This window comes from Thermococcus sp. LS1, from assembly GCF_012027395.1.
In the GTDB taxonomy this organism is placed as follows: domain Archaea; phylum Methanobacteriota_B; class Thermococci; order Thermococcales; family Thermococcaceae; genus Thermococcus.
In genome coordinates this window covers 208,811-227,804 of sequence record NZ_SNUJ01000002.1, presented here as the reverse complement: position 1 = coordinate 227,804, position 18,994 = coordinate 208,811, and the positions used below count along the sequence as shown (strand labels likewise).

20 protein-coding genes are annotated in these 18,994 nt (G+C 52.2%); 10 read left to right on the top strand and 10 right to left on the bottom strand.

Features of this window, described 5'->3' with window-relative positions:
* Positions 1–457 precede the first annotated feature (457 nt).
* Positions 458–844 carry a hypothetical protein gene (locus E3E26_RS05645; protein WP_167900357.1) on the top strand — a complete coding sequence of 129 codons (387 nt, stop codon included), beginning with the start codon at positions 458–460 and terminating at the stop codon, positions 842–844.
* Here the strand turns inward: E3E26_RS05645 and E3E26_RS05640 are convergent.
* The 3 genes from E3E26_RS05640 to E3E26_RS05630 all read right to left on the bottom strand — a co-directional run bounded on the left by E3E26_RS05640 (position 831) and on the right by E3E26_RS05630 (position 4,873).
* Positions 831–2,696 carry an aldehyde ferredoxin oxidoreductase family protein gene (locus E3E26_RS05640; protein ID WP_167900356.1) on the bottom strand — a complete coding sequence of 622 codons (1,866 nt, stop codon included), beginning with the start codon at positions 2,694–2,696 and terminating at the stop codon, positions 831–833. The genes E3E26_RS05645 and E3E26_RS05640 overlap by 14 nt on opposite strands.
* Positions 2,696–3,532 carry an aldo/keto reductase gene (locus tag E3E26_RS05635; RefSeq protein ID WP_167900355.1) on the bottom strand — a complete coding sequence of 279 codons (837 nt, stop codon included), beginning with the start codon at positions 3,530–3,532 and terminating at the stop codon, positions 2,696–2,698. Before E3E26_RS05635 ends, E3E26_RS05640 begins: the two co-directional genes overlap by 1 nt.
* A gap of 108 nt (positions 3,533–3,640) precedes the next feature.
* On the bottom strand, positions 3,641–4,873 hold the full coding sequence (locus tag E3E26_RS05630; RefSeq protein WP_167900721.1) for a 2,3-bisphosphoglycerate-independent phosphoglycerate mutase: 1,233 nt from the start codon (positions 4,871–4,873) through the stop codon (positions 3,641–3,643).
* Positions 4,874–5,004: 131 nt separating this feature from the next.
* Between E3E26_RS05630 and E3E26_RS05625 the strand changes: the two genes are divergently transcribed.
* Positions 5,005–5,508: an HIT domain-containing protein gene (locus E3E26_RS05625; protein WP_167900354.1), complete on the top strand. Its 504-nt coding sequence runs from the start codon at positions 5,005–5,007 to the stop codon at positions 5,506–5,508.
* On the opposite strand, the gene E3E26_RS05620 is transcribed toward E3E26_RS05625, so the two are convergent.
* The 5 genes from E3E26_RS05620 to E3E26_RS05600 form a co-directional block, all read right to left on the bottom strand.
* Positions 5,505–6,200, bottom strand: a complete 696-nt coding sequence (locus tag E3E26_RS05620) for a hypothetical protein (protein ID WP_370520092.1) — start codon at positions 6,198–6,200, stop codon at positions 5,505–5,507. The genes E3E26_RS05625 and E3E26_RS05620 overlap by 4 nt on opposite strands.
* Positions 6,201–6,305: 105 nt before the next feature.
* Positions 6,306–7,937: a Na+/H+ antiporter NhaC family protein gene (locus E3E26_RS05615; protein ID WP_167900720.1), complete on the bottom strand. Its 1,632-nt coding sequence runs from the start codon at positions 7,935–7,937 to the stop codon at positions 6,306–6,308.
* A gap of 157 nt (positions 7,938–8,094) precedes the next feature.
* Positions 8,095–8,751: an ACT domain-containing protein gene (locus E3E26_RS05610; RefSeq protein WP_167900352.1), complete on the bottom strand. Its 657-nt coding sequence runs from the start codon at positions 8,749–8,751 to the stop codon at positions 8,095–8,097.
* 50 nt (positions 8,752–8,801) lie between these two features.
* Entirely contained in the window at positions 8,802–9,539 is a 738-nt protein-coding gene (thyX, locus tag E3E26_RS05605) for an FAD-dependent thymidylate synthase (protein WP_167900719.1), read from the bottom strand.
* A gap of 84 nt (positions 9,540–9,623) precedes the next feature.
* Positions 9,624–10,127 carry a DUF996 domain-containing protein gene (locus E3E26_RS05600; RefSeq protein WP_167900351.1) on the bottom strand — a complete coding sequence of 168 codons (504 nt, stop codon included), beginning with the start codon at positions 10,125–10,127 and terminating at the stop codon, positions 9,624–9,626.
* A gap of 234 nt (positions 10,128–10,361) precedes the next feature.
* Here E3E26_RS05600 and argF point away from each other — a divergent pair, with 234 nt between their 5' ends.
* From argF to E3E26_RS05580, 4 genes are all read left to right on the top strand, one after another.
* Positions 10,362–11,309, top strand: a complete 948-nt coding sequence (argF, locus tag E3E26_RS05595) for an ornithine carbamoyltransferase (protein ID WP_167900718.1) — start codon at positions 10,362–10,364, stop codon at positions 11,307–11,309.
* 72 nt (positions 11,310–11,381) lie between these two features.
* On the top strand, positions 11,382–12,311 hold the full coding sequence (locus tag E3E26_RS05590; RefSeq protein WP_167900350.1) for an RsmB/NOP family class I SAM-dependent RNA methyltransferase: 930 nt from the start codon (positions 11,382–11,384) through the stop codon (positions 12,309–12,311).
* A 60-nt stretch (positions 12,312–12,371) separates the two neighbouring features.
* Positions 12,372–13,001 (top strand): DUF257 family protein, encoded by a 630-nt coding sequence (locus tag E3E26_RS05585; protein ID WP_167900349.1) that lies wholly within the window; start codon positions 12,372–12,374, stop codon positions 12,999–13,001.
* Positions 12,998–13,669 carry a DUF257 family protein gene (locus tag E3E26_RS05580; RefSeq protein ID WP_167900348.1) on the top strand — a complete coding sequence of 224 codons (672 nt, stop codon included), beginning with the start codon at positions 12,998–13,000 and terminating at the stop codon, positions 13,667–13,669. Before E3E26_RS05585 ends, E3E26_RS05580 begins: the two co-directional genes overlap by 4 nt.
* On the opposite strand, the gene E3E26_RS05575 is transcribed toward E3E26_RS05580, so the two are convergent.
* A complete protein-coding gene (locus E3E26_RS05575) occupies positions 13,638–14,600 on the bottom strand; it encodes a hypothetical protein (RefSeq protein ID WP_167900347.1) in 963 nt (320 codons plus the stop codon). The two genes, E3E26_RS05580 and E3E26_RS05575, sit on opposite strands and share 32 nt — an antisense overlap.
* Entirely contained in the window at positions 14,600–15,178 is a 579-nt protein-coding gene (locus tag E3E26_RS05570) for a metallophosphoesterase (RefSeq protein ID WP_167900346.1), read from the bottom strand. Before E3E26_RS05570 ends, E3E26_RS05575 begins: the two co-directional genes overlap by 1 nt.
* A gap of 59 nt (positions 15,179–15,237) precedes the next feature.
* Here E3E26_RS05570 and E3E26_RS05565 point away from each other — a divergent pair, with 59 nt between their 5' ends.
* The 4 genes from E3E26_RS05565 (at position 15,238) to E3E26_RS05550 (ending at position 18,937) form a co-directional block, all read left to right on the top strand.
* Positions 15,238–16,326 (top strand): saccharopine dehydrogenase family protein, encoded by a 1,089-nt coding sequence (locus E3E26_RS05565; RefSeq protein ID WP_167900345.1) that lies wholly within the window; start codon positions 15,238–15,240, stop codon positions 16,324–16,326.
* Positions 16,304–16,963, top strand: coding sequence for a 16S rRNA methyltransferase (locus tag E3E26_RS05560; RefSeq protein WP_167900344.1), 660 nt, complete (start codon positions 16,304–16,306; stop codon positions 16,961–16,963). The genes E3E26_RS05565 and E3E26_RS05560 overlap by 23 nt, the downstream gene beginning before the upstream one ends.
* 108 nt (positions 16,964–17,071) lie before the next feature.
* A complete protein-coding gene (locus tag E3E26_RS05555) occupies positions 17,072–18,451 on the top strand; it encodes a sodium-dependent transporter (RefSeq protein ID WP_167900343.1) in 1,380 nt (459 codons plus the stop codon).
* Positions 18,452–18,526: 75 nt separating this feature from the next.
* Positions 18,527–18,937 carry a translation initiation factor IF-5A gene (locus E3E26_RS05550; protein WP_167900342.1) on the top strand — a complete coding sequence of 137 codons (411 nt, stop codon included), beginning with the start codon at positions 18,527–18,529 and terminating at the stop codon, positions 18,935–18,937.
* Positions 18,938–18,994: the final 57 nt, after the last annotated feature.

Genomic DNA, 18,994 nt, shown 5'->3' with positions numbered 1-18,994 from the left:
TGCTCATGGGGATTTACCTTCATCACAAAACGCCAAGCGAAGCCTTCCAGAGTCCGCTTTCTCCCGAGGATAGTTCATCGACAATATAACCACAACTGCCCTAGGCTATTGCTACCAACACAATCCGGACTGGCGATGCACCGGTATTACCCTCTGCTCCTGGCCCAACGGCACTGCAACGGCCATCGTTTACGCCAACTATACGATAGAATGTATTGGCATCACCTGCTATTCGGTCAACGGAACCTACTACCGCGTCGTCATCAACACGACCGACTGGCGCGTTATCGAGTTTGAGCCCGCAAATGGGAGCGTCGTCGATGATGTTATCACCACCTGCGGAAGGGTGTGGAACACGACGGGAGACTGAAACTTTAACTACTCTTCAAGAAGACAAAAATATTATAAGACAACTTGATTAGTGTGTAATGGTAACATAACCAACGGAGTGTTGCCGATGATAGAGATAATCATCACCCCTCTGGTGGTCTACGGGCTGCTCTTCCTTCTGCCCGTTATCTACGATGAGATGCCTCGGAAAAAGGCTGACCTCATTGCGGTGATTCTTTACGGCCTATTCCTCATCCCATCATCGTTCTACTTCACGTTCGTGAGTGCCGCCGTAATAGATAGTCTCGGCATCGATAGGCACCTGCCCGACCCGGTAGGAATACTGGCGGTGATTCTGCTGGCCTCCTTAATCTTCACAGCGCTGGTCTCGATTCCACTTCTGCTAATAAGGAAGAAGAGGGAAATCAAAAGGCCCCTCGTCCTGCTCTTCCTCGCGAGCTTCTTCTTTGACTTAGTCCTTATCGGCCTCACGGGGTGGCTCAAGGCCGGCTGAAGTCCATCCTTTTCCTCACCGTCTCAAGGGCCCTTTCCGCATCTTCCTTGAACTCAGGATAGCCAAGCTCTTCCATCGTCTCAGGTAGCGGGACGCCAAGCTCCTCGTGCCAGCCTCTCAGCCTGTAGAACTCCCTTCTGGCCTCAAGAAAGTCGTTGTAATCAATGAAGGCCGCGTTGCCTTCCGCTGGCCCCTCTGGCTCAGGCTCCCACCAGCGCGGCGGTATGGTGTCGTCGTACGGCGGCGTGACCCAGTCGAGGGCGTCGTGGATTCTGGCGATGCTCTCCACCGCTTGGGCAACTTTCCTCAGCCTCTCGACCGTCCACTCCTCGCCAGTGACGATGCTGTAGAGCCTCGCTAGGTCTTCCATCCTGTAGGGCACAAACTTACAGACACCGAGCATGTCGGTGATGTAGCTCTCGTCCCTGCCCTCGATAAGGGACGGCACGAGCTCCTTAGCTGGCCCCTGGTTGGGCAGCTGATGCGGCCTTGGCCAGCCCCTCAAGTGGCTCGCTCCGACGTCGGCTGTGGCGTAGCTCAGGGCGTAGGTTCTCCTTCCACGCGGGTCCCAGGCCGGTGACTCCATGCCCTTGACGTGGACTGCAAACTCGCAGCCCCTTCCGAGCCTTTCGCAGGCGCGCTTTACTCCATCGGCAAGGATCGCACCGATGCCCTTCCTCTCGGCCATGAGCCTGAGAAGTCTTTCTTCGGCCTCTTCGTCACCCCAGCCTTTAACGGGGAAGCCTATCTCGTCCTCGCCGATTAGGCCCCTCTCGACCATCTCGAAGAGCCAGGCTATGGTATTTCCAGCGGCGATGCTGTCCAGCCCAAGGTTGTTGGCAAGCCAGTTGAAGTACGCAACAGCTGGGAAGTTGAAGACTCCTGTTGCTGCTCCGAGCATGGCTATGCTCTCGTATTCTGGCTTTACGCGGATTCTCCTCCCCTTATATTCGACCTCAACGTAGCGAGCGCACTTTATCGGACAGCTCTTGCCGTGGATGTACCACTCCGGCTCGATCTCGTACTTCTTGACCTCGTCGCCCGCTAATTTGCTCGCCAGCTCGTCCGGGATGTAAGGCCTCGAGAAGTTGTAGGCAGGACTCATGCCGAGGCTCGCCGAGCTCCTGAGGGCATCGGTGGTTCCGTAGTTCCTCGTGTGCCCGTACTTCGGATTGGTGGCGAACTCGTTGTAAAAGCTCTCCCAGAGCTTCTTGTACTCCTCCGGATTGGCCACCTTCGGCTTCTCGCCGGGCTCAACTACAACGGCTTTGAGGTTCTTGCTGCCCATGACCGCTCCAAGACCGCCCCTTCCACTGGCCCTCTCGGTGTCGTAGATTATGTTCGCTATCCTGGCAGTTTTTTCTCCAGCTGGCCCTATCATGGCCATGCTGGCCTTTGGGTGCTCCTTCCAGATTTCCTTAGCAACTTCGTAGGTTCCCCTGCCCCATAGGCCTTTAGCGTCCCTTATCTCGACCTCGCCATCATGGATGTAGAGGTAGACTGGCTCTTCCGCCTTCCCCTCGATTATCAGGGCATCGAAATGGCCCTTGAGCTTGGGCCCGAAGGCGTCTCCACCGCTGGAGTCGCTTATTAACCCAGTCTCGGGGCTCTTGCTCACGGCTATGACCTTACTCGAGCCCGGGACTAAGCCTGTCATTCCTCCTGGAGCGAAGACGAGCTTGTTCGACGGGCTGAGCGGATCGGTTCCCGGCGGAACCTCCCGGTAGATGATGTAGTAGCCAAGCCCCTTTCCTCCTATGAACTTTCTAATCGTCTCGTCGTCGAGCTTCTCATAGGTTACTTTACCTTTACTCAGGTTCACGCGTGCTATCCTGTTGTGGTAGCCATACATCAGACGCACCTCCGGGCCTTTTCACGGTCTTCCTTCGAGAGCCTCCAGCCCATGGCTCCAAAGTTCTCTTCAAGGTGGGCTTTACTCCCGGCCTTCGGGATGGCTATGACGTTATCCTCCCAGATGAGGTAGTTCAGAGCGACCTGAGCGGCGGTTTTTCCATATCTCTCACCAATTTTTGCCAGGCACTCGTTCCTTGCGAGGGAACCCTTCTCGAGCGGCGTGTAGGCTATCAGGGCAATCTTCTCGCGCTTCATGTAGTCGAGCAGGCCGCTTGTCTCTGGCCAGCGGTCTCTGAGGGAGTACTTCACCTCGTTGGCGGCTATCTCGTACTTCCTCATGACTTCCTGGGAGCGCTTGAGAAGTTCAAGGTCGAAGTTGCTCACTCCTATGTAGCGGATTAATCCTTCATCAACGAGCTCCTCCAAGGCGTGAAGCGTCTTCCTGATTTTCTCAAAGCTGTCGCTGGGCCAGTGGAGAAGGTAGAGGTCTATGTAGGTGCCGAGTCTCTTGGCGCTCGCTCTGGCGGCCTTCTTCGCGCTTTCGTATCCGAAGTTCGTCGGCCATACTTTGCTGATGATAAATATATCGTCCCTCTCAAACTCCCTTATCGCTTCTCTCACTAGCTCCTCGCTGTGACCGGCACCGTAGAACTCCGCCGTGTCAATGAGGTTGATGCCCAGCTCGAGACCATGCTTGAGAGCTTCGATGCTCTCCTTATCTCGCGAGTAATCAGGGCTCTCGTAGCCGCCGATGCCCCACGTACCTATGCCTATAGCAGTAACTCTGTCACTTCCTATCCTCTTGAGGTCGTTAAAAACCGGAACTCTCTTCACACTATCACCTATTTTGGGGGTTCGTCCCGGAATCTTATTAAGTTTTTCATTTGAACGTTAAAATGAAGTTCATTTCAAGCGACACGGAAGAGAAAAGAGGAAAAGAGTTCAGGCTCCGAACTTCTCGGAGCGGTTCATGAGATCCATCATCATAGACACTATGTCGTGACCCTTCACCCTGCCTATTCCACCGCGCATGCACTCGCGCTCGCCGAAGGCCTCAGTGTGGTCGGCCCTGACGCCACCGCCGGCGATGAGGAGCGGAACCGGGTCGCCGCTATGATTCATAACCTCGCATGGAGTTGAGTGGTCGCCGGTTATTGCTATGACAACCTCCTCGAGATCGATGTTGTCGATGATGTAGCCTATCATCTCGTCGGCCTTCTCTACCATTTGAGCCTTGAGCTTCGGGTTGTTGTCGTGGCCGGCAGCATCGGTAGGTTTGAAGTGGAGGAACACGAAGTCGTAGTCCTTGAGGAGTTCAACGACCTTCTTGGCTTTGGCTATCGCATCGGTGTTGTATTCTCCGGTCGCTCCTTCGGGCGTGTATATGTCAAAGCCTATCGCCCTTGCGACGCCCTTGACGAGGGAGACGGCGACGACTGCCGCGGCCTTAACCTTCCACTGCTCGGTGAACTTCATCGGTATGTCCGGATAAGTTCCCGCGCCCCTGACGAGGAGGTAGTTCGCTACCGGCTTGCCCTCTTTCCTCCTCTTCTCGTTTATCGGGTGCTTTTCGAGAACCTCGTGGGCCTGCCTCACGAACTCCTTGAGGATTTCTGCCACCTTCTTGCTCTCATCATCCTCGTAGGTGAACTCATGGGGCGGCTTTCCGGCCTCGTGGGGGTCGTTCTCGCCGACTCTATAGCCGGCGGCCATGCCCTTGAGCACCAGAACGGCCCTGTGGCCGGTCGCCCCAACGAAGATGAAGTCAACAGGCAGTTTGACGTTCTCCTGAATGGCCTTGGCGAGCTCGTGGGCTTCCTCCGTGCTTATTCTTCCGGCTCTCCTGTCGGTGATGATGCCGTTCTCGATGGTGGCGAAGTTAACCCTGAAAGCGAGGTCGTCCTCGTCAAGGTCGAGGCCAACTCCCAGCGCCTCGAGGAAACCCCTGCCGCGGTATACCTTGTATGGATCGTAGCCAAATATCGAGAGGTGAGCGGTGTCGCTGCCGGCTGGCTGGCCCGGCTTTATCGGGTCCTGCTGGCCAAGGATTCCCATCTTGGCGAGCCTGTCCATGTTCGGTGTATTAGCGTACTCAAGCGGGGTCTTTCCACTGAACTCTTTGATTGGTCTGTCTCCGAGGCCATCGAGGATTATCAGAAGTCCCTTCCTCTTCATGTCTATCACCGGGAGTGATTAGCGGCCAACCGTTAAAAGCTTTGTTGGGCGCTTCTGAACCCTGGACTGCATGCCAGATTGTTCAAAAAAGCTTTTAACCATATCCCGTTTCTCCCACTGGAGGTGAAGGAATGAAAGTCCTGTGGGCACCCTGGAGGATAGAGTACATACGCTCACCCAAGCATGATGGATGTATATTCTGCGACTTCCCGAAGGAGAACCGCGACAGGGAGAGGCTCATACTCTACCGCGGAAAGCACAGCTTCATAATAATGAACAACTACCCCTACAATCCGGGTCACGTCATGATCGCTCCTTACAGGCATGTCGGAAAGTGGGAAGAGCTAACAGATGAGGAGCTCCTCGAGATTATGAAGCTCTCCCAGATCATGATAAAGGCCCTGAAGAAAGCTATGGATCCCCACGGTTTCAACATGGGCGTGAACATTGGCCGCGTTGCAGGGGCGGGCATAGATGACCACGTGCACCTCCACATCGTGCCGAGGTGGAACGGTGATACGAACTTCATGCCCGTCATAGCTGACACTAAAGTAATTCCAGAGTCACTCGAAGAAGCCTACGACGAACTGAAGAAAGCTCTGGAAGAAGTTCTAAGAGAAGAAGAAAAGCCCTAAAGCCTTTCCACCTTTATTTTGAACTTTTCACGGAGAGGTAGTCCCTCAAAGAGTTCAGACGTGAGCTCCAGTACGGGAACCTCAGCTTCTATCGTCGTCTCCATTCCTTGGGCGTCCCTAACCGCAAGCTGTACAAGATAGCCATTTTTCACCGTTGCCGATAGTATCGTCCCATCCTCAGATACTCCCTCAATGGTAAAATCCTGCCCTTGCAGTTCCCACGAAATCCTTTTTATTAAAGCGGGGGCTGTTTCAGGAGTTATATGCTCTACAATACCTTCCTCTCCTGCTATCGCCACTACCGGACAGGCTGCCTGAGCGTTGCAGAAGTCACGTATGGCCTCGGCTATGCCCTTGGCAAAGATCTCCAGAGGCTTTCCCATGAACATCTCGCCAAAGCCCGACCAGCTGGCAGTGATCTTAAGTTTGTTCCCAATCATCTCGAAAGTAACGGTGAGTACTCCCTTATCGCCGGTGAAGGTATATACTGCACCCATTTTCCGGAATCCAACGGCAAGCTTGAACTCGTAGCCGAAGTCGAAGATGAAGCGTGGTACCTTGAACCTGACGGTATCCCCGCTGATGCTCTCGAAGTATGGGAAGAACGGAAGCGTTTTTTCAGGCTCGCTGAGGATTACTTCGAGACTCTCCCATGGATGAAGTATTTCTACTTCCCAGCTTTTCGTTTTCACAGTGTCCTCACCGAGGATTCGTAGAGAAGAAGGCATAAAAAGGATTTCTTAAACCGTTGGTTTGGAACCCGTCAACGACTGCATACACAAAAAGAAATAGAAAAATCAGCTTTCCTCTACGATATAGATGGGAACCTTGCCGTGTGGGATACCCGCCCGTCTGCCGTACCACTCGCTGAGGACACGGTGAAGCACCACAAGAAGGAGCACCGCTATCGCCAGTAGCACCCAGCCGTTCCTTAGTCCGGCGGCGAAGAGCAGAAGCATCACTGCACCAACGACACCTGCGGTGAGGGCATAGGGTATCTGAGTGTTCACATGGTCGATATGGTCGCAGCCAGAGAACATCGAGCTCATGATGGTTGTGTCACTGATCGGGGAGCAGTGGTCACCAAATACTCCACCCGCAAAGACTGAGGCAATGCTGGCGTAAACAATCGGGCCAAAGCTTCCGCTGAGCTGGTAGGAGAGCGGAACCGCTATAGGCATCATTATCGCGAAGGTTCCCCAGCTCGTTCCAGTCGTGAACGATATGAACGCTGCCACCACAAAGATGACGAAGGGAACCAGTCCAGGGGAGAGCACGTTTGAGGCCACCCTGACTATGTAGTCAGCAGTTCCGACGGCGTCGCAGGCACTCTTGATGCTCCACGCGAGGATGAGTATCATCATGGCGAAATGCATCTGCTTCATTCCTGCGACCAAGGTGTGCTCGACATCTTCAAGGGTCATTATCCTCATAGCCAAGACGAGCGCCATTGCAACTATGACCATTGAGAACGAACCCCACACGAGGGCCCACGTCGAGTCTGCATTCGACAGAACCTTCTGGAATCCTCCCTCTGCATAGGCAGCACTTCCACCTCCGGTAATCCACAGGCCGAGGAAGGTCATGAGAACCAGTGCTAGGACGGGTAGTATGAATACCCAGACGCTTTCCTTGCCCCCTATAGGCATTCCAACATCGACCTCGGTGGTCATCATCGGCTGGGCGCCGTCGCGGAGCACTTTACCCTCCTTTCTGGCTCTGTACTCTGCCTTCAACATCGGACCGTAGTGCCTGTGGGTAGCTGCTACAAGGTAGACAAGGATGACCGCGAGGATTGGATAAAACCTGTAAGGCCAGCTCGCGAACCAAGCCGAGTAAGCGCTTATGTTTTCGCCCACACTTGCTATGGCGTCCTTTAGGAGTCCAAGCTCGTAGCCTATCCACGTTGAAACCACGGCCAGAACTGCCACCGGAGCGGCGGTGGAATCGTCAGCGTAAGCCAGGAACTCCCTTGAAACTCTTGCCCTGTCAGTGATGGGCCTCATGGTGTTTCCGACAATGATTGTGTTCGTGTAGTCGTCGAAGAATATTATGGTACCAAAGATAGCCGCCATCAATGAAGCGGCCCTGCTAGTCTTGACCTTCCGAGTTACGGCTTTGGCGATGGCGTTCATTCCACCCGCTTTGTATATAAGTGCGACACCGGCACCAATGAGTGCGTCGAACAACAGTATTCTAGTGTTCCACAGATCGGTCATGACCTGGCCGTCTTCTTCCCATGCTGAAGCTATGTTGAAGACTATCCACTTCAGTGTTTCAGTAGTTGCACCTATTGGATCTCCACCTGCAACCAGAAGTCCACCTACCCACACTCCAAAAAACAAAGCGAATAGGACCCTTTTGGTGAGTATTGCCAAGCCTATAGCCACCAGAGGCGGCAAGAGTGAGAGCACTCCAAAGTCTGACATGGCCATCCCCCCTTACAGTGCCAACAACCATCCGCTATCCTGCAAGTCCTGAAATGGAAGCACTCGAGGAATAATCGAAACGTTTTTATGTTTTCTGTAACAAATATTTCAAAATAGTCAAGTTTTGTTATATTTGAAACAGTTTATTTAGAACGATTTACCGCATCCTTCTTATCAGCTCTTCCAGAATTTGGTATGCCCTTGGGGCGTCTTTTCGGTCAATTACAAAGATCGTGTCTTTGTAGCAGGAAATCACTTGAGTTATATTTATCCCGTTTGATGAGAGTGCTGATGTCATGAAGGTCACTACACCAGGAGTTTCAATTATTCTCCCTGGGCTTATTATGGTGAGTGCCGTTTGATCCCTCAGTATGCTGACGGTTTCTCCCACCAAGTGACACACTTTTTCCTCATCTTCACTTGCAATAACGATTGTAAATGTTTCTCTCCCTTGGGTCAGTTGGAAGAATCGTGACTCACTCATTATCTCGGAGATATCTTTTATAACTCCTGTAATGCTCTCCTTTGAAACCGTTATCACGCTCACATCTGACTGTAACTCTATGATGCTGTTCCCGATAACCTCCCTAACCCTGCCTTCCAAGAGGGATTTTTCTTTTTTGAGCTCTTCGCCGAGTCTTATCAGTGCCATTTTAATGGCAGGAATCGAAGAATCAAGATCAAGCTCCTCAGCAAGAAGTCTCGCAAGGGCGCTATAGTTAACAATTCCCAAGCTCATGCACTCCCTCACAAAGGGCCTCCTCATTATCTCTTCCCGTATAACGTCGGTTATACTCCTCCTCTCATCACTCATAAGCTTCACCCACCAAGAGCTGACCCTGTAAAAGAAATTTAACGGGGGTTTCACCCCAGAGCCACTTCTTTCCACTTCTCTCTCGTCCTCTTCCAGCAGCCTGGCGGCATGAGTTCGCCCTCGGGACAGTAGCCAAGCTGAACGCACCTCGGCCCGAGCTTGGCCCACCTGATTATCGGCCTCAGCTCTTCGTTCTTGGCGATCTCTTCCAGCATCTTCCAGGCGACATCCCTTATCTCCCACTGGGCCCGCTCACAGGCTCTAAGGCCGAGGAAGTGCTTTAGCTCGCGAAGGTTCATGGTTACGACGATTTTGGTCCTCACCGCCTGGGGAAGGATGAAGCGCGCGTCCTCCTGGTGGATCCCAGCTTTGTAGGTTTCCTCGTATAGTTGAATCGTCTCCCTCATAAGTTTCTTCCATTTCTCGTAGAGTTCTGGGTTTCTCTTAACGCTTTCCGGGATAACAAAGGTCTCTTCAACATCCCTGGGATTTATCTTGATGTACCTCATAGACTGCTGGGTGTAGCTAGCTATCCTGTGGCGGACAAGCTGATGGCTGCACACACGAGAACAGCCCTCTATCGCGAACGTCAGAACCGCGTGTTCAAGAATCGACTCGTGACCATAGCCGAGAATCCTGGGGAGATGCATCTCAACGTCTTTTTCGCCCAGTCTCTCGAAAGCTTCCGTTTCCCATTCGTTCCAGTAGCTTATCAGTGCTGCCCAGGTGACAGTTTCGAGGGGTTTTTTCGTATAATTGACAAGCCTGACCTTGATTCCATCCCCCATGAGCGCCACCGAAGGTAAAACCGCTTCAGGTTTATTAGGTTTACTCGAGAAGATACTGGGATCAAAGTATTAAGAAAAAGGAAATCAGAGGGCCATGGTAGTCTCCTTCCCCGGAACCTCGTCCGGGAGGGAGAAGAAGGCCACAACCTCAAGGATGGCCGCTATGACTATCAGCAGGGCTCCTATCATTATCAGCAGCAGGATTGCGCCGGCTATGTAGAGAAGTGCCACAGTGTGGAACATGCCAACACCGGTTTCCTCTGCTATCATGTCGTAGCTCTGCTTCATGAACCAGACTCCGACGATCATCAGGACAACCGCTATTATGCCGCCTATACCGAACGATGCCATGCCAATCTTCTCGTGGCCGCCCATCATTGGGAGGAACGCCGCGAACAGTATTAAGCCAGCTATTATGTTTAAGATCGCCGCCCAGAGGTACTTGCTGAATATCTCCTCGTTCCCCGTAGCCTCGGATATATTCTTCACGGCCAGCAGCTTCAGTATGAAGCCTATAAAGCCAAGTCCCACGATACCCAGCAGGGCGCCAACCCCACCGAGGATTTTGGCATTGCTAAGCTCCCCCATGAGCTACACCTCAAGGTATTTGTGGTTTCAATCTTATAAAAGGCTTTCTACTTCGAACCATAAATTTTTGGACACATTTCCCTCGGAAAGACACCGATGGCATAAGTAATCCATTAATGTCCATTACGTTTGGAAAGCTCCCGAGCGTTAATGCTCAAAAGATTTCAGCTGGAAGCAGATTTATTCGACGAAAGGGTTATTAAAACCGAGCGCCAGCTTTAAACGGTGATGCACATGGTGGTTAGCTTAGCTGGAAGAGATATTCTCTGCCTCCAGGACTTCACGAGGGAGGAGATTGAGACCATTCTCAAAACCGCCGAAATGATGAAGATATGGAACAAGATCGGCAAGCCGCACCGCGTTCTTGAGGGCAAGACCCTCGCCATGATATTCCAGAAGCCCTCGACCAGGACGAGGATTTCCTTCGAGGTTGGAATCTACCAGCTCGGCGGCTACGGTCTCTACCTCAACGCCAACGACCTCCAGCTGAGGAGGGGCGAGACCATAGCCGACACCGCGCGCGTTCTCAGCCGCTATGTGGACGGAATAATGGCCCGTGTTTTCGACCACCAGGACGTCGTTGACCTCGCCAAGTACGCGGATGTTCCGGTCATCAACGGTCTCTCCGACTTCAGCCACCCCTGCCAGGCTCTGGCCGATTATCAGACTATTCTCGAGAAGAAAGGCCGCATAGCGGGCCTCAAGATTGTCTACGTCGGCGATGGTAACAACATGGCCCACTCCCTCATGATAGCCGGAACCAAGCTTGGTGCTCACGTCGTCGTTGCAACTCCAGAGGGCTACGAGCCAGACGAGAGGGTCATCAAGTGGGCCGAACAGAACGCGGCCGAGAGCGGCGGCTCGTTTGAGCTCCTCCACGACCCGGTCAAGGCCGTTAAGGACGCCGATGTTATCTACACCGACGTCTGGGCCAGCATGGGGCAGGAGGCCGAGGCCGAGGAGAGGAGGAAGGTCTTCATGCCGTTCCAGGTCAACAAGGAGCTCGTCAAACACGCCAAGCCGGATTACATATTCATGCACTGCCTCCCGGCCCACAGGGGAGAGGAAGTTACTGACGACGTCATCGACGGCCCCAACAGCGTCGTCTTCGACCAGGCCGAGAACCGCTTACACGCCCAGAAGGCCGCGATGGCCCTGGTTATGGGCGGAATTAAGGTTTGACCTCCTATTTTTGACCATTTCTTCCTTTGTTTCTAGGGGTTAAGGTTTAAAATCCTCATTCTAACTTTAGTCATGCTCCAGAAACTCTTCAGCCTCGGCTACTCCAAGACCTTCGCCGAAAGGTATTATCAGCTATGGGGTGAGAGGGCCTTAGCGATAGCCGAGGCCATGGAAAGGCCCCTACCGAGGTGTTTTCGCGTAAACACCCTCAGGATAGAGGTTCCCAAGCTCACAAAACTCCTCAACAAGAAGGGCTTCCAGTTCAGGCGCGTTCCGTGGGCTCGGGAAGGCTTCTGCCTTACGCGGGAGCCCTTCTCGATAACTTCAACGCCCGAATACCTGAGCGGACTGCTCTACATTCAGGAGGCCAGTTCGATGTATCCCCCCGTTGCCCTTGACCCTAAACCGGGTGAAGTTGTCGCCGACATGGCGGCCGCTCCCGGAGGTAAGACGAGCTACATGGCCCAGCTGATGAAAAACGAGGGCATCATTTACGCCTTCGACGTCGGTGAGGAGAGACTTAAGGAGACGCGCCTTAACCTCTCGCGCCTCGGCGTCACCAACACAGTTCTCATCCACAAGTCCTCGCTTCACATAGGTGAGCTTGGAGTGGAGTTCGACAAGATACTCCTCGACGCTCCCTGTACCGGCTCAGGCACAATCCACAAAAACCCGGAGCGTAAGTCCAACAGGACCATGGAGGATATAAAGTTCTGCCAGGGGCTACAGATGCAGATGATTAAGGTCGCCCTCGAAAACCTCAAACCGGGCGGAATACTTGTCTACTCCACCTGCTCCCTCGAGCCGGAAGAGAACGAGTTTGTGATTCAGTGGGTTCTGGACAGCTTTGACGTCGAGCTTCTGCCCCTCAGATACGGGGAGCCGGCTCTAACCGCTCCTTTTGGAGTTGAACTGAGTGATGAAATAAAGAAGGCAAGGCGTTTCTATCCAGACAGACACGGAACCAGCGGCTTCTTCGTGGCAAAGCTCAGGAAGCTTTAGGGAAGGTTTTTATCCGATATGGTCACAAAGATAAAGTAGTTAAACTAGGAGGGGTCATTGATGAAATTGAGAATCGATAGGTTTCTGGAACCCCTTACTCTAGGAGATACAATTTTAGTTAGATACCTCCCAACCGACCATCCGGAGCTCCTGTTTTACAGTGCCGTCAGGTATGCGCTTGAAAAGGGAGAGAACATGATTATTGCAGATTCTTTCAGCACGTTCCACGTTTTCACTACACTCCTTACATTGAGCGGCAGGGACGTCGCTTTCTTGAGGGACATACCCACGGTTAGAATCGGGGGCATCGCCCAGGAGGGAAGGGTCGTATCAACCATCAATCCATTCAACGATGTATCCATCTTTGCTCGAGAGTTCGCCAAGAAAATGGAAGAGATTGCGACTCCGGAGACCATGATTTTCTTCCTCGGGGCCGGAAAGCTCTTATCAATCTGGGAGAACAACCCCTACGACCTGAGCAGGTTCTTTATTGAGCTCGTTATGAAAACCCGTATCAAGAGGAGATTCTGCAGTGTTATCTTTGCCAATGTAGGGGTACTAAGGCCCGAAACTTTCGAGAAGCTGGAGTTTTACCTCCCAATTATCCTTGAGCTCAAGGAGGGCGGAAGGAAAGCCGAGATTCTTAAGCATGTTCATCCGGAGTTCGTTGGTTTGGAGGTGGTACCATGAAAGCTCTGGAAGATTTCGTGAGATCGTTCGAAATGGGAGAAACCGTAACCATCGAACTGTCGTCATGTTCACCGCTTCATCTTATTTTCTATGGTGTCCTCAAGTCCGCACAGGAAGAAGGTATGAACGTTCTGATCCTAGACGGATTTGACCGGCTGGCAATTGTTGTCCAAGACCTTAAGAGCGTCGGCATTGATGTTGATCTAGACAATCTTGACGTCATAAAAGGTGGGGGTAAGCTAAGAACAGGAAACATAATAGCGCACATTGATGTGTCCCACGACGAGAGGGTTTACATTAGAAAGTACCGGGATACGTTCCGCAGGTACCTCAGTTCCCACTCTAAAACTGTGCTGCTTGTCCTTGGGTTGGAGGAGCTCATTGTAAAGAGCAGTGCCGGGATTAGAGATGAGATGTTTCTCATGGATCTTCTCAGATCCTTCCTCAACGTCCCCCAGAGAATCGCTGTTTATTTCATCAACCCCAGCCTGATCAGCAAGCGTGCACGAGCTCAGGTGGAGGAGCTCTCCACGAGGGTTATCTCGGTAGAGTGCTCCAACGGCATATTGGTAAAAATCAAGAAGAGCATAAAACCCGAAGAACAGGGAGTCGAGATACTTGTGCCCATGGACTATGTTACCGAGTCAGTACCTCATCAAGGACCTTAAGCCTCCCCCTAACTTCATCGCTTAGCAGGGATTCGAGCTCTTCCCTCGCTTTTTTTGCGAGTTCGAACTTCTCCAAGCCCTTTGAAACACTTACCCAGCTTATTTTCTTACCCTCAAGAAAGACATCTATGTCGCACAGCCTCTGGTAGCCCACGTACTCAAGCCCCTTCAGTAGGAACTTCACCCTGAGGGGGTCTTCCCACGTCAACAGCTTGAGCTTATAGATTGGAACGCGCATAAACGGCCTCGGGTAGTCCCAGTCCCAGCCCTCCGCAACTATGAATCCCAGGTCGAGGTCTTCTATGACCATCATGAGCCTCTCTATGTTCTCATCGTAGCGCTTGTCTGTGTCGTAGATTTTTATTGTGATGTCCTTCCACTCCGGCATTAACTTCATCAGCAGTACCGGAGCGTCTATGCTGAGTTCGCGATAAACGCTGAGAAAGTCCTTCTTTATGAGAACGGCTCCCTTTATATCCTCCGGCCCTATTGGGGAGTTGAGCTTCTTCTCCGTTACTGCTATTATTGTGTCCCCCGCTTCCCCCTTGTCGAGTGCCGTTTTGATGTCCATTATCTCCCCGTCGTATTTCTCCGCGAGCAGTTTGAGGCCTTCTTTAACGTTGGCAGGTATGCGTATCATTATCATGGTACTCTCTATGTGGACTTTCTCCACAGGGAGGGCTCGGTTTATGACCTCGCTCAAGACAACAGCAGAGTGTCTATCGATGAGAAAAGCCGTCTCCGGCGGAATAGTCTCCTTCTTCCACTCGTCTGTGACGAAGACTACGGTCTCAAACTCATTGCTCTCACGTATCGCATCATCGGTGGATATCTCTTCAACGCCAAAAATCTCGCCGAGACGGGACTTTAAAGCCCCGACGTCCTTAGTTCTTAAAAACACTATCGAGGGCCCAAAACGCAGGAACCTCATCACATACCCCTCCAAAGTTTGTAACCCCTATCAAAATCTGTTCCCAACGGATATTTCACCCGGTAAGTCCTCCTACTCGGGAGTAAGACAAAGTTAACCCCAAGAACACCGTTCAAGCCCCTCCCAATCAGCTTGAAGTTGTGACCGTAGAGCCTAAAGTCAGCTTCAAGGCTGACGACGTCTTTCCAAGTATGACCCAAGGCGAAGCGGAAGCCCTCTATCTCCACGATGCTCCCCGGTTCGACGATGCTCTCTCCGAAAAACTCGCGTACTATCTCCGGATCGTCTTCGTTGCCAGGAACAACGTAGATTACTGCATCAGAGCCCTTTAAAATTCCTGCGAGTTTTCTAAGCGCCTCCCGATAGAGGGGCTTCAACTCGGGCCTTCTCTCGAGCTTTATGTTGTCCGCAAAATCTCCGGTGTGTATCAGGTAGTTCGGTTTCGTCTTCTCGATGAGCTCTTCAATGAAGCGGTAGGAACTCTCCGGAGTATCGCTTACGTGCATGACTTTGACTTCGTCGGATGACGCGAGCAGCTCCAGTACCTTTTTCCGGAAGGTTGGGAGTCTGATGGGCATCTTAGGAATTAGGAGCAGGGCTTATATATAACTTCGCCAAGGTTCTCTCGGGTGTTACCATGAAGGTTCTCGTTCTTGGAGCTGGAAACGTTGGAAGGGCAATAGCCTGGGATTTAAGAGACGAGTTCGAGGTCTGGGTAGGGGACAGAAGTGAGGAAAGGCTGAACTCCGTTAAAGACTTCGCCGAGACTGTAAAAATAGATGCCTCGAACTTCGATTCCCTCGTGGAAACCATGAAGAGCTTTGAGCTCGTCGTTGGAGCTCTGCCCGGGAGGTTTGGCTACTCCTCGGTCAAGGCCGCCATAAAGGCGGGCGTTGACATGGTGGACGTCTCCTTCATGCCCGAGAACCCGCTGGAACTACGTGAGGAGGCAGAGAAAGCACAGGTTACGGTCATCTTTGACGTGGGCTTTGCTCCGGGCTTGAGCCACATACTGATGGGAAGGATATGGCAGGAGATAGACGAGCTTAAGGAGGGCTACATCTACGTCGGCGGTCTTCCCAAGGAGCCCCGCCCACCGCTGTATTACAGAATTACATGGTCACCGAAAGATCTAATTGAAGAATACACGAGGCCGGCAAGAGTGATAAGAAACGGAAATGTTACGGCAGTTGACCCGTTCGAGAAGATCGAGAGAGTAACCGTTGGTGACTTCGAGTTTGAGGCTTTCGTGAGCGACGGTCTGCGCTCTTTATTAGAGAGCGTTAAAGCTGAAAAGCTCGAAGAGTGGACACTCCGCTGGCCGGGACATCTTGAGAAGATGAAAGTTTTAAGGGAGCTGGGATTCTTCAAGCCGGAGCACATAGACAAGACACTGGAAGTTATAACTCCCCTGATGACCTATGAGAGCCCGGACTTCTCGATAATGCAGGTCGTTGGAAGGGGAATCCTCGACGGCAAAAAGAAGGAAATCGGCTACCTCCTCTACGACGAAGAGAAAGAGGGATTCACGTCCATGGCCCGGGTCACAGGCTTTACCGCGGCGATAGTAGCGCGCCTCGTCGCCGAGAAGGGCTGCATCTTTGGTGTCATACCCCCAGAGATACTCGGAATGCGCATAGACACCTTCACGCGGATCACTGAGGAGCTCGCTGAGAGGGGAATAACGCTGGAGAGGTGGGAGAATGCTCCACCTGGTGATAGCTGACTCCGAGCTGGAGCTGGCTCCAAAGTCAATAGTTGATCACCCGGCGATAGTCAACTACGCCAAGAGGAGGAACAAGAAGCCAGAGGAAGTACTCCTGGACAGCACTTACCATCACTCGGCGCTCAAGAAGCTCGAAGACGGCGAGAGGCGCGGGAGGCCGGACATAGTACACGTCTGCCTCCTCAACGCGCTCGAGAGCATAGCGAACAAGGAGGGTAAGCTCCGCGTCTACGTCCACACGAGGAACGACGAAGTGATTTACATCAAGCCAGAGACTAGGATTCCGAGGAACTACAACCGCTTCGTTGGTCTGATGGAAAGTCTCTTCAAGAACCGCGTTGTGCCTGAGGGACTTGAGCTGCTTCGCATGGAGGAGAAGAGCCTGGCTGAGCTCATCGACGAAATAAAACCGGACGGAGTCTTCGTCATGCACGAGAACGGGGAGTCCATGAAGCCTCAGGAGTTTGGAAAGGTCCTTGCAGGACTCCAGAGTCCGCTGGTGGTTGTCGGAGGATTTCCCCACGGAGACTTCAGGAGTGAAATTCCCGGAAAGAAGATAAGCCTTTACAAAGCTCCATTGATGGCATGGACAGTTGTGAACGAGATAATCATCAACTTTGAGCATTGGGTTCTCTGAAAAGGGTAGAAGAGCGACATAATGTTTTTATATTTTGCCGATGTTTAATTCTTTTAGGCCTCTTGAAACAACTCCAACTAGAAACTATCTCCGCGGGGGTGTAATTCGATGAGGAAAATAAGCGTCCTTATGGCGTTCTTAATAACGGGCTATGTTCTTGGGATATGGAACTTCCTTGTTTTGCCTAAATACTATATAACCTTCGGACTGAAGGGCTTTCTGATCTCGCTGATTCCGATGCTGATAGCGCTGTTCTTGATTTACAGCGAAGCTGAGAGCACCAAGCGGACGAGGTACCTCATCTACGAGCTGTTTTTTAAGATAGCGAGAACCCCAGCGCTGATCTTCACCCTGGTGATGTTTCTTCTGATAATGCTCGGCATAACTACCTACTACTCCGCCTACAGCCTCGTGTACATCTTTGGAATCGGAGCAAAATACGTCCCAGTTATTGCAGTTGGCACAATCATACTCTCCGTAATTCTTCTCCTGATGGCGAAGGGCAAAACCCTAGAGTTCATCTCTGTCGTGTCTATCCTCTTCATGCTATTCGCCATAGTCTCGGCGATCCTTGTTAGGAACCAGGCTCTCAGCACCGTCACAGCCCCACAGGCCGTCCAGTACATGAAGATGGCAGTGTCATCGATAACTTCATTTGACCAGTCCCTGACATTCAGAGGAGTCCTCTACATGCTCGTTTCCGTGCTTGTTTCCTTTGGCCTTGGTGCTGGAGTCTACTACGTGATAGGAAGTTTCACTCCCGAAGAGCTCGACCTCAAGAAGGTTCTTGGCATAGTGTTCATACTTCAGATAATCCTCAGCTTCGCGGCCGCATTTACCGTTGCCTACTCCCTCGGTGCGGCCTATCAGGGATTTGGAAAGGCCTTCCAGAACCCAAACATCCCCGCGGAAGAGTCTATGAACCTTTATCTCAAGTTCCAGGATCTTAAAGAGTACACCATCAACAGCGAGAAGAGCCCAATGGATTCCATTGAGGTCTTCTACTCCATTCCGGAGGTTCTCAGGGGCAACATAGCCCACGCCGACAGGTTAATCTATCTCCTCATGCTCTCGCTGTACTTCGCTGGCCTGACTACGATAATAGTCCTCATTGAGATGGGCAGTCAGATACTCTCCGAGGTCATGCAGTTGGACAGGAACAAAAGCCTCACGTTTGTAGCCGTCCTCGGCATGATACTAGCCGGCGTCATGATGGTGGGGGACATCAGGACGATGTTCCTCGTTGTGCCCTTCAGCGTCGGGGCGCTCATAGCTGCAGTAGAAGCTTACCCGCTCCTCTCATCGGAGCTGACCCGCAACAACGGAATAGTAGCTGCAGTTATAGGAGTGCTCTTCCTCGCCGGCCTGATGACCCTTTACTACGCCATCAGAGCACCAGCCACCACCGTGAAGATAGGTGCACTGCTTGGCCTCGTCCTCTTCGTTCCGGTGTTTATGAACAGCATGCTGCTGAAGAGCAGGCGCTGAGGTCTTTTCCCTTATTCAAAAATTTTTTAAAGACCCTTCCCAATCCCCCTTAGAACGCTTATGGAGGTCTGAAAAATGGGAGACAAGACCAAGGTTCAGGTTAGCAAGCTCAAGCCGGGAAGGTACATCCTCATCGATGGAGAGCCCTGCAGGATAGCCAACATAACCGTTTCCTCACCGGGCAAGCACGGTTCAGCCAAGGCTAGGATCGAGGCCGTTGGCATCTTTGACGGCAAGGTCAGGAGCATCGTTAAGCCCACCAGCGCTGAAGTTGACGTTCCGATCATTGACAAGAGGACCGCCCAGATCATCGCCATGACTCCAGACACCGTCCAGATTATGGACATGGAGACCTACGAGCTCTACGACGTTCCGATCGAGACCGGCGTCGCCGACGAGGTCAAGGACCAGCTCAAGGAGGGCATCAACGTCGAGTACTGGGAGACCCTTGGCAGGATCAAGATCATGAAGATAAAGGGCGAGTGATTCTCTTCTCGTCTTTCCTTCCATTTCTGCGCAACCTTTTAAACAGCTTATTTAATT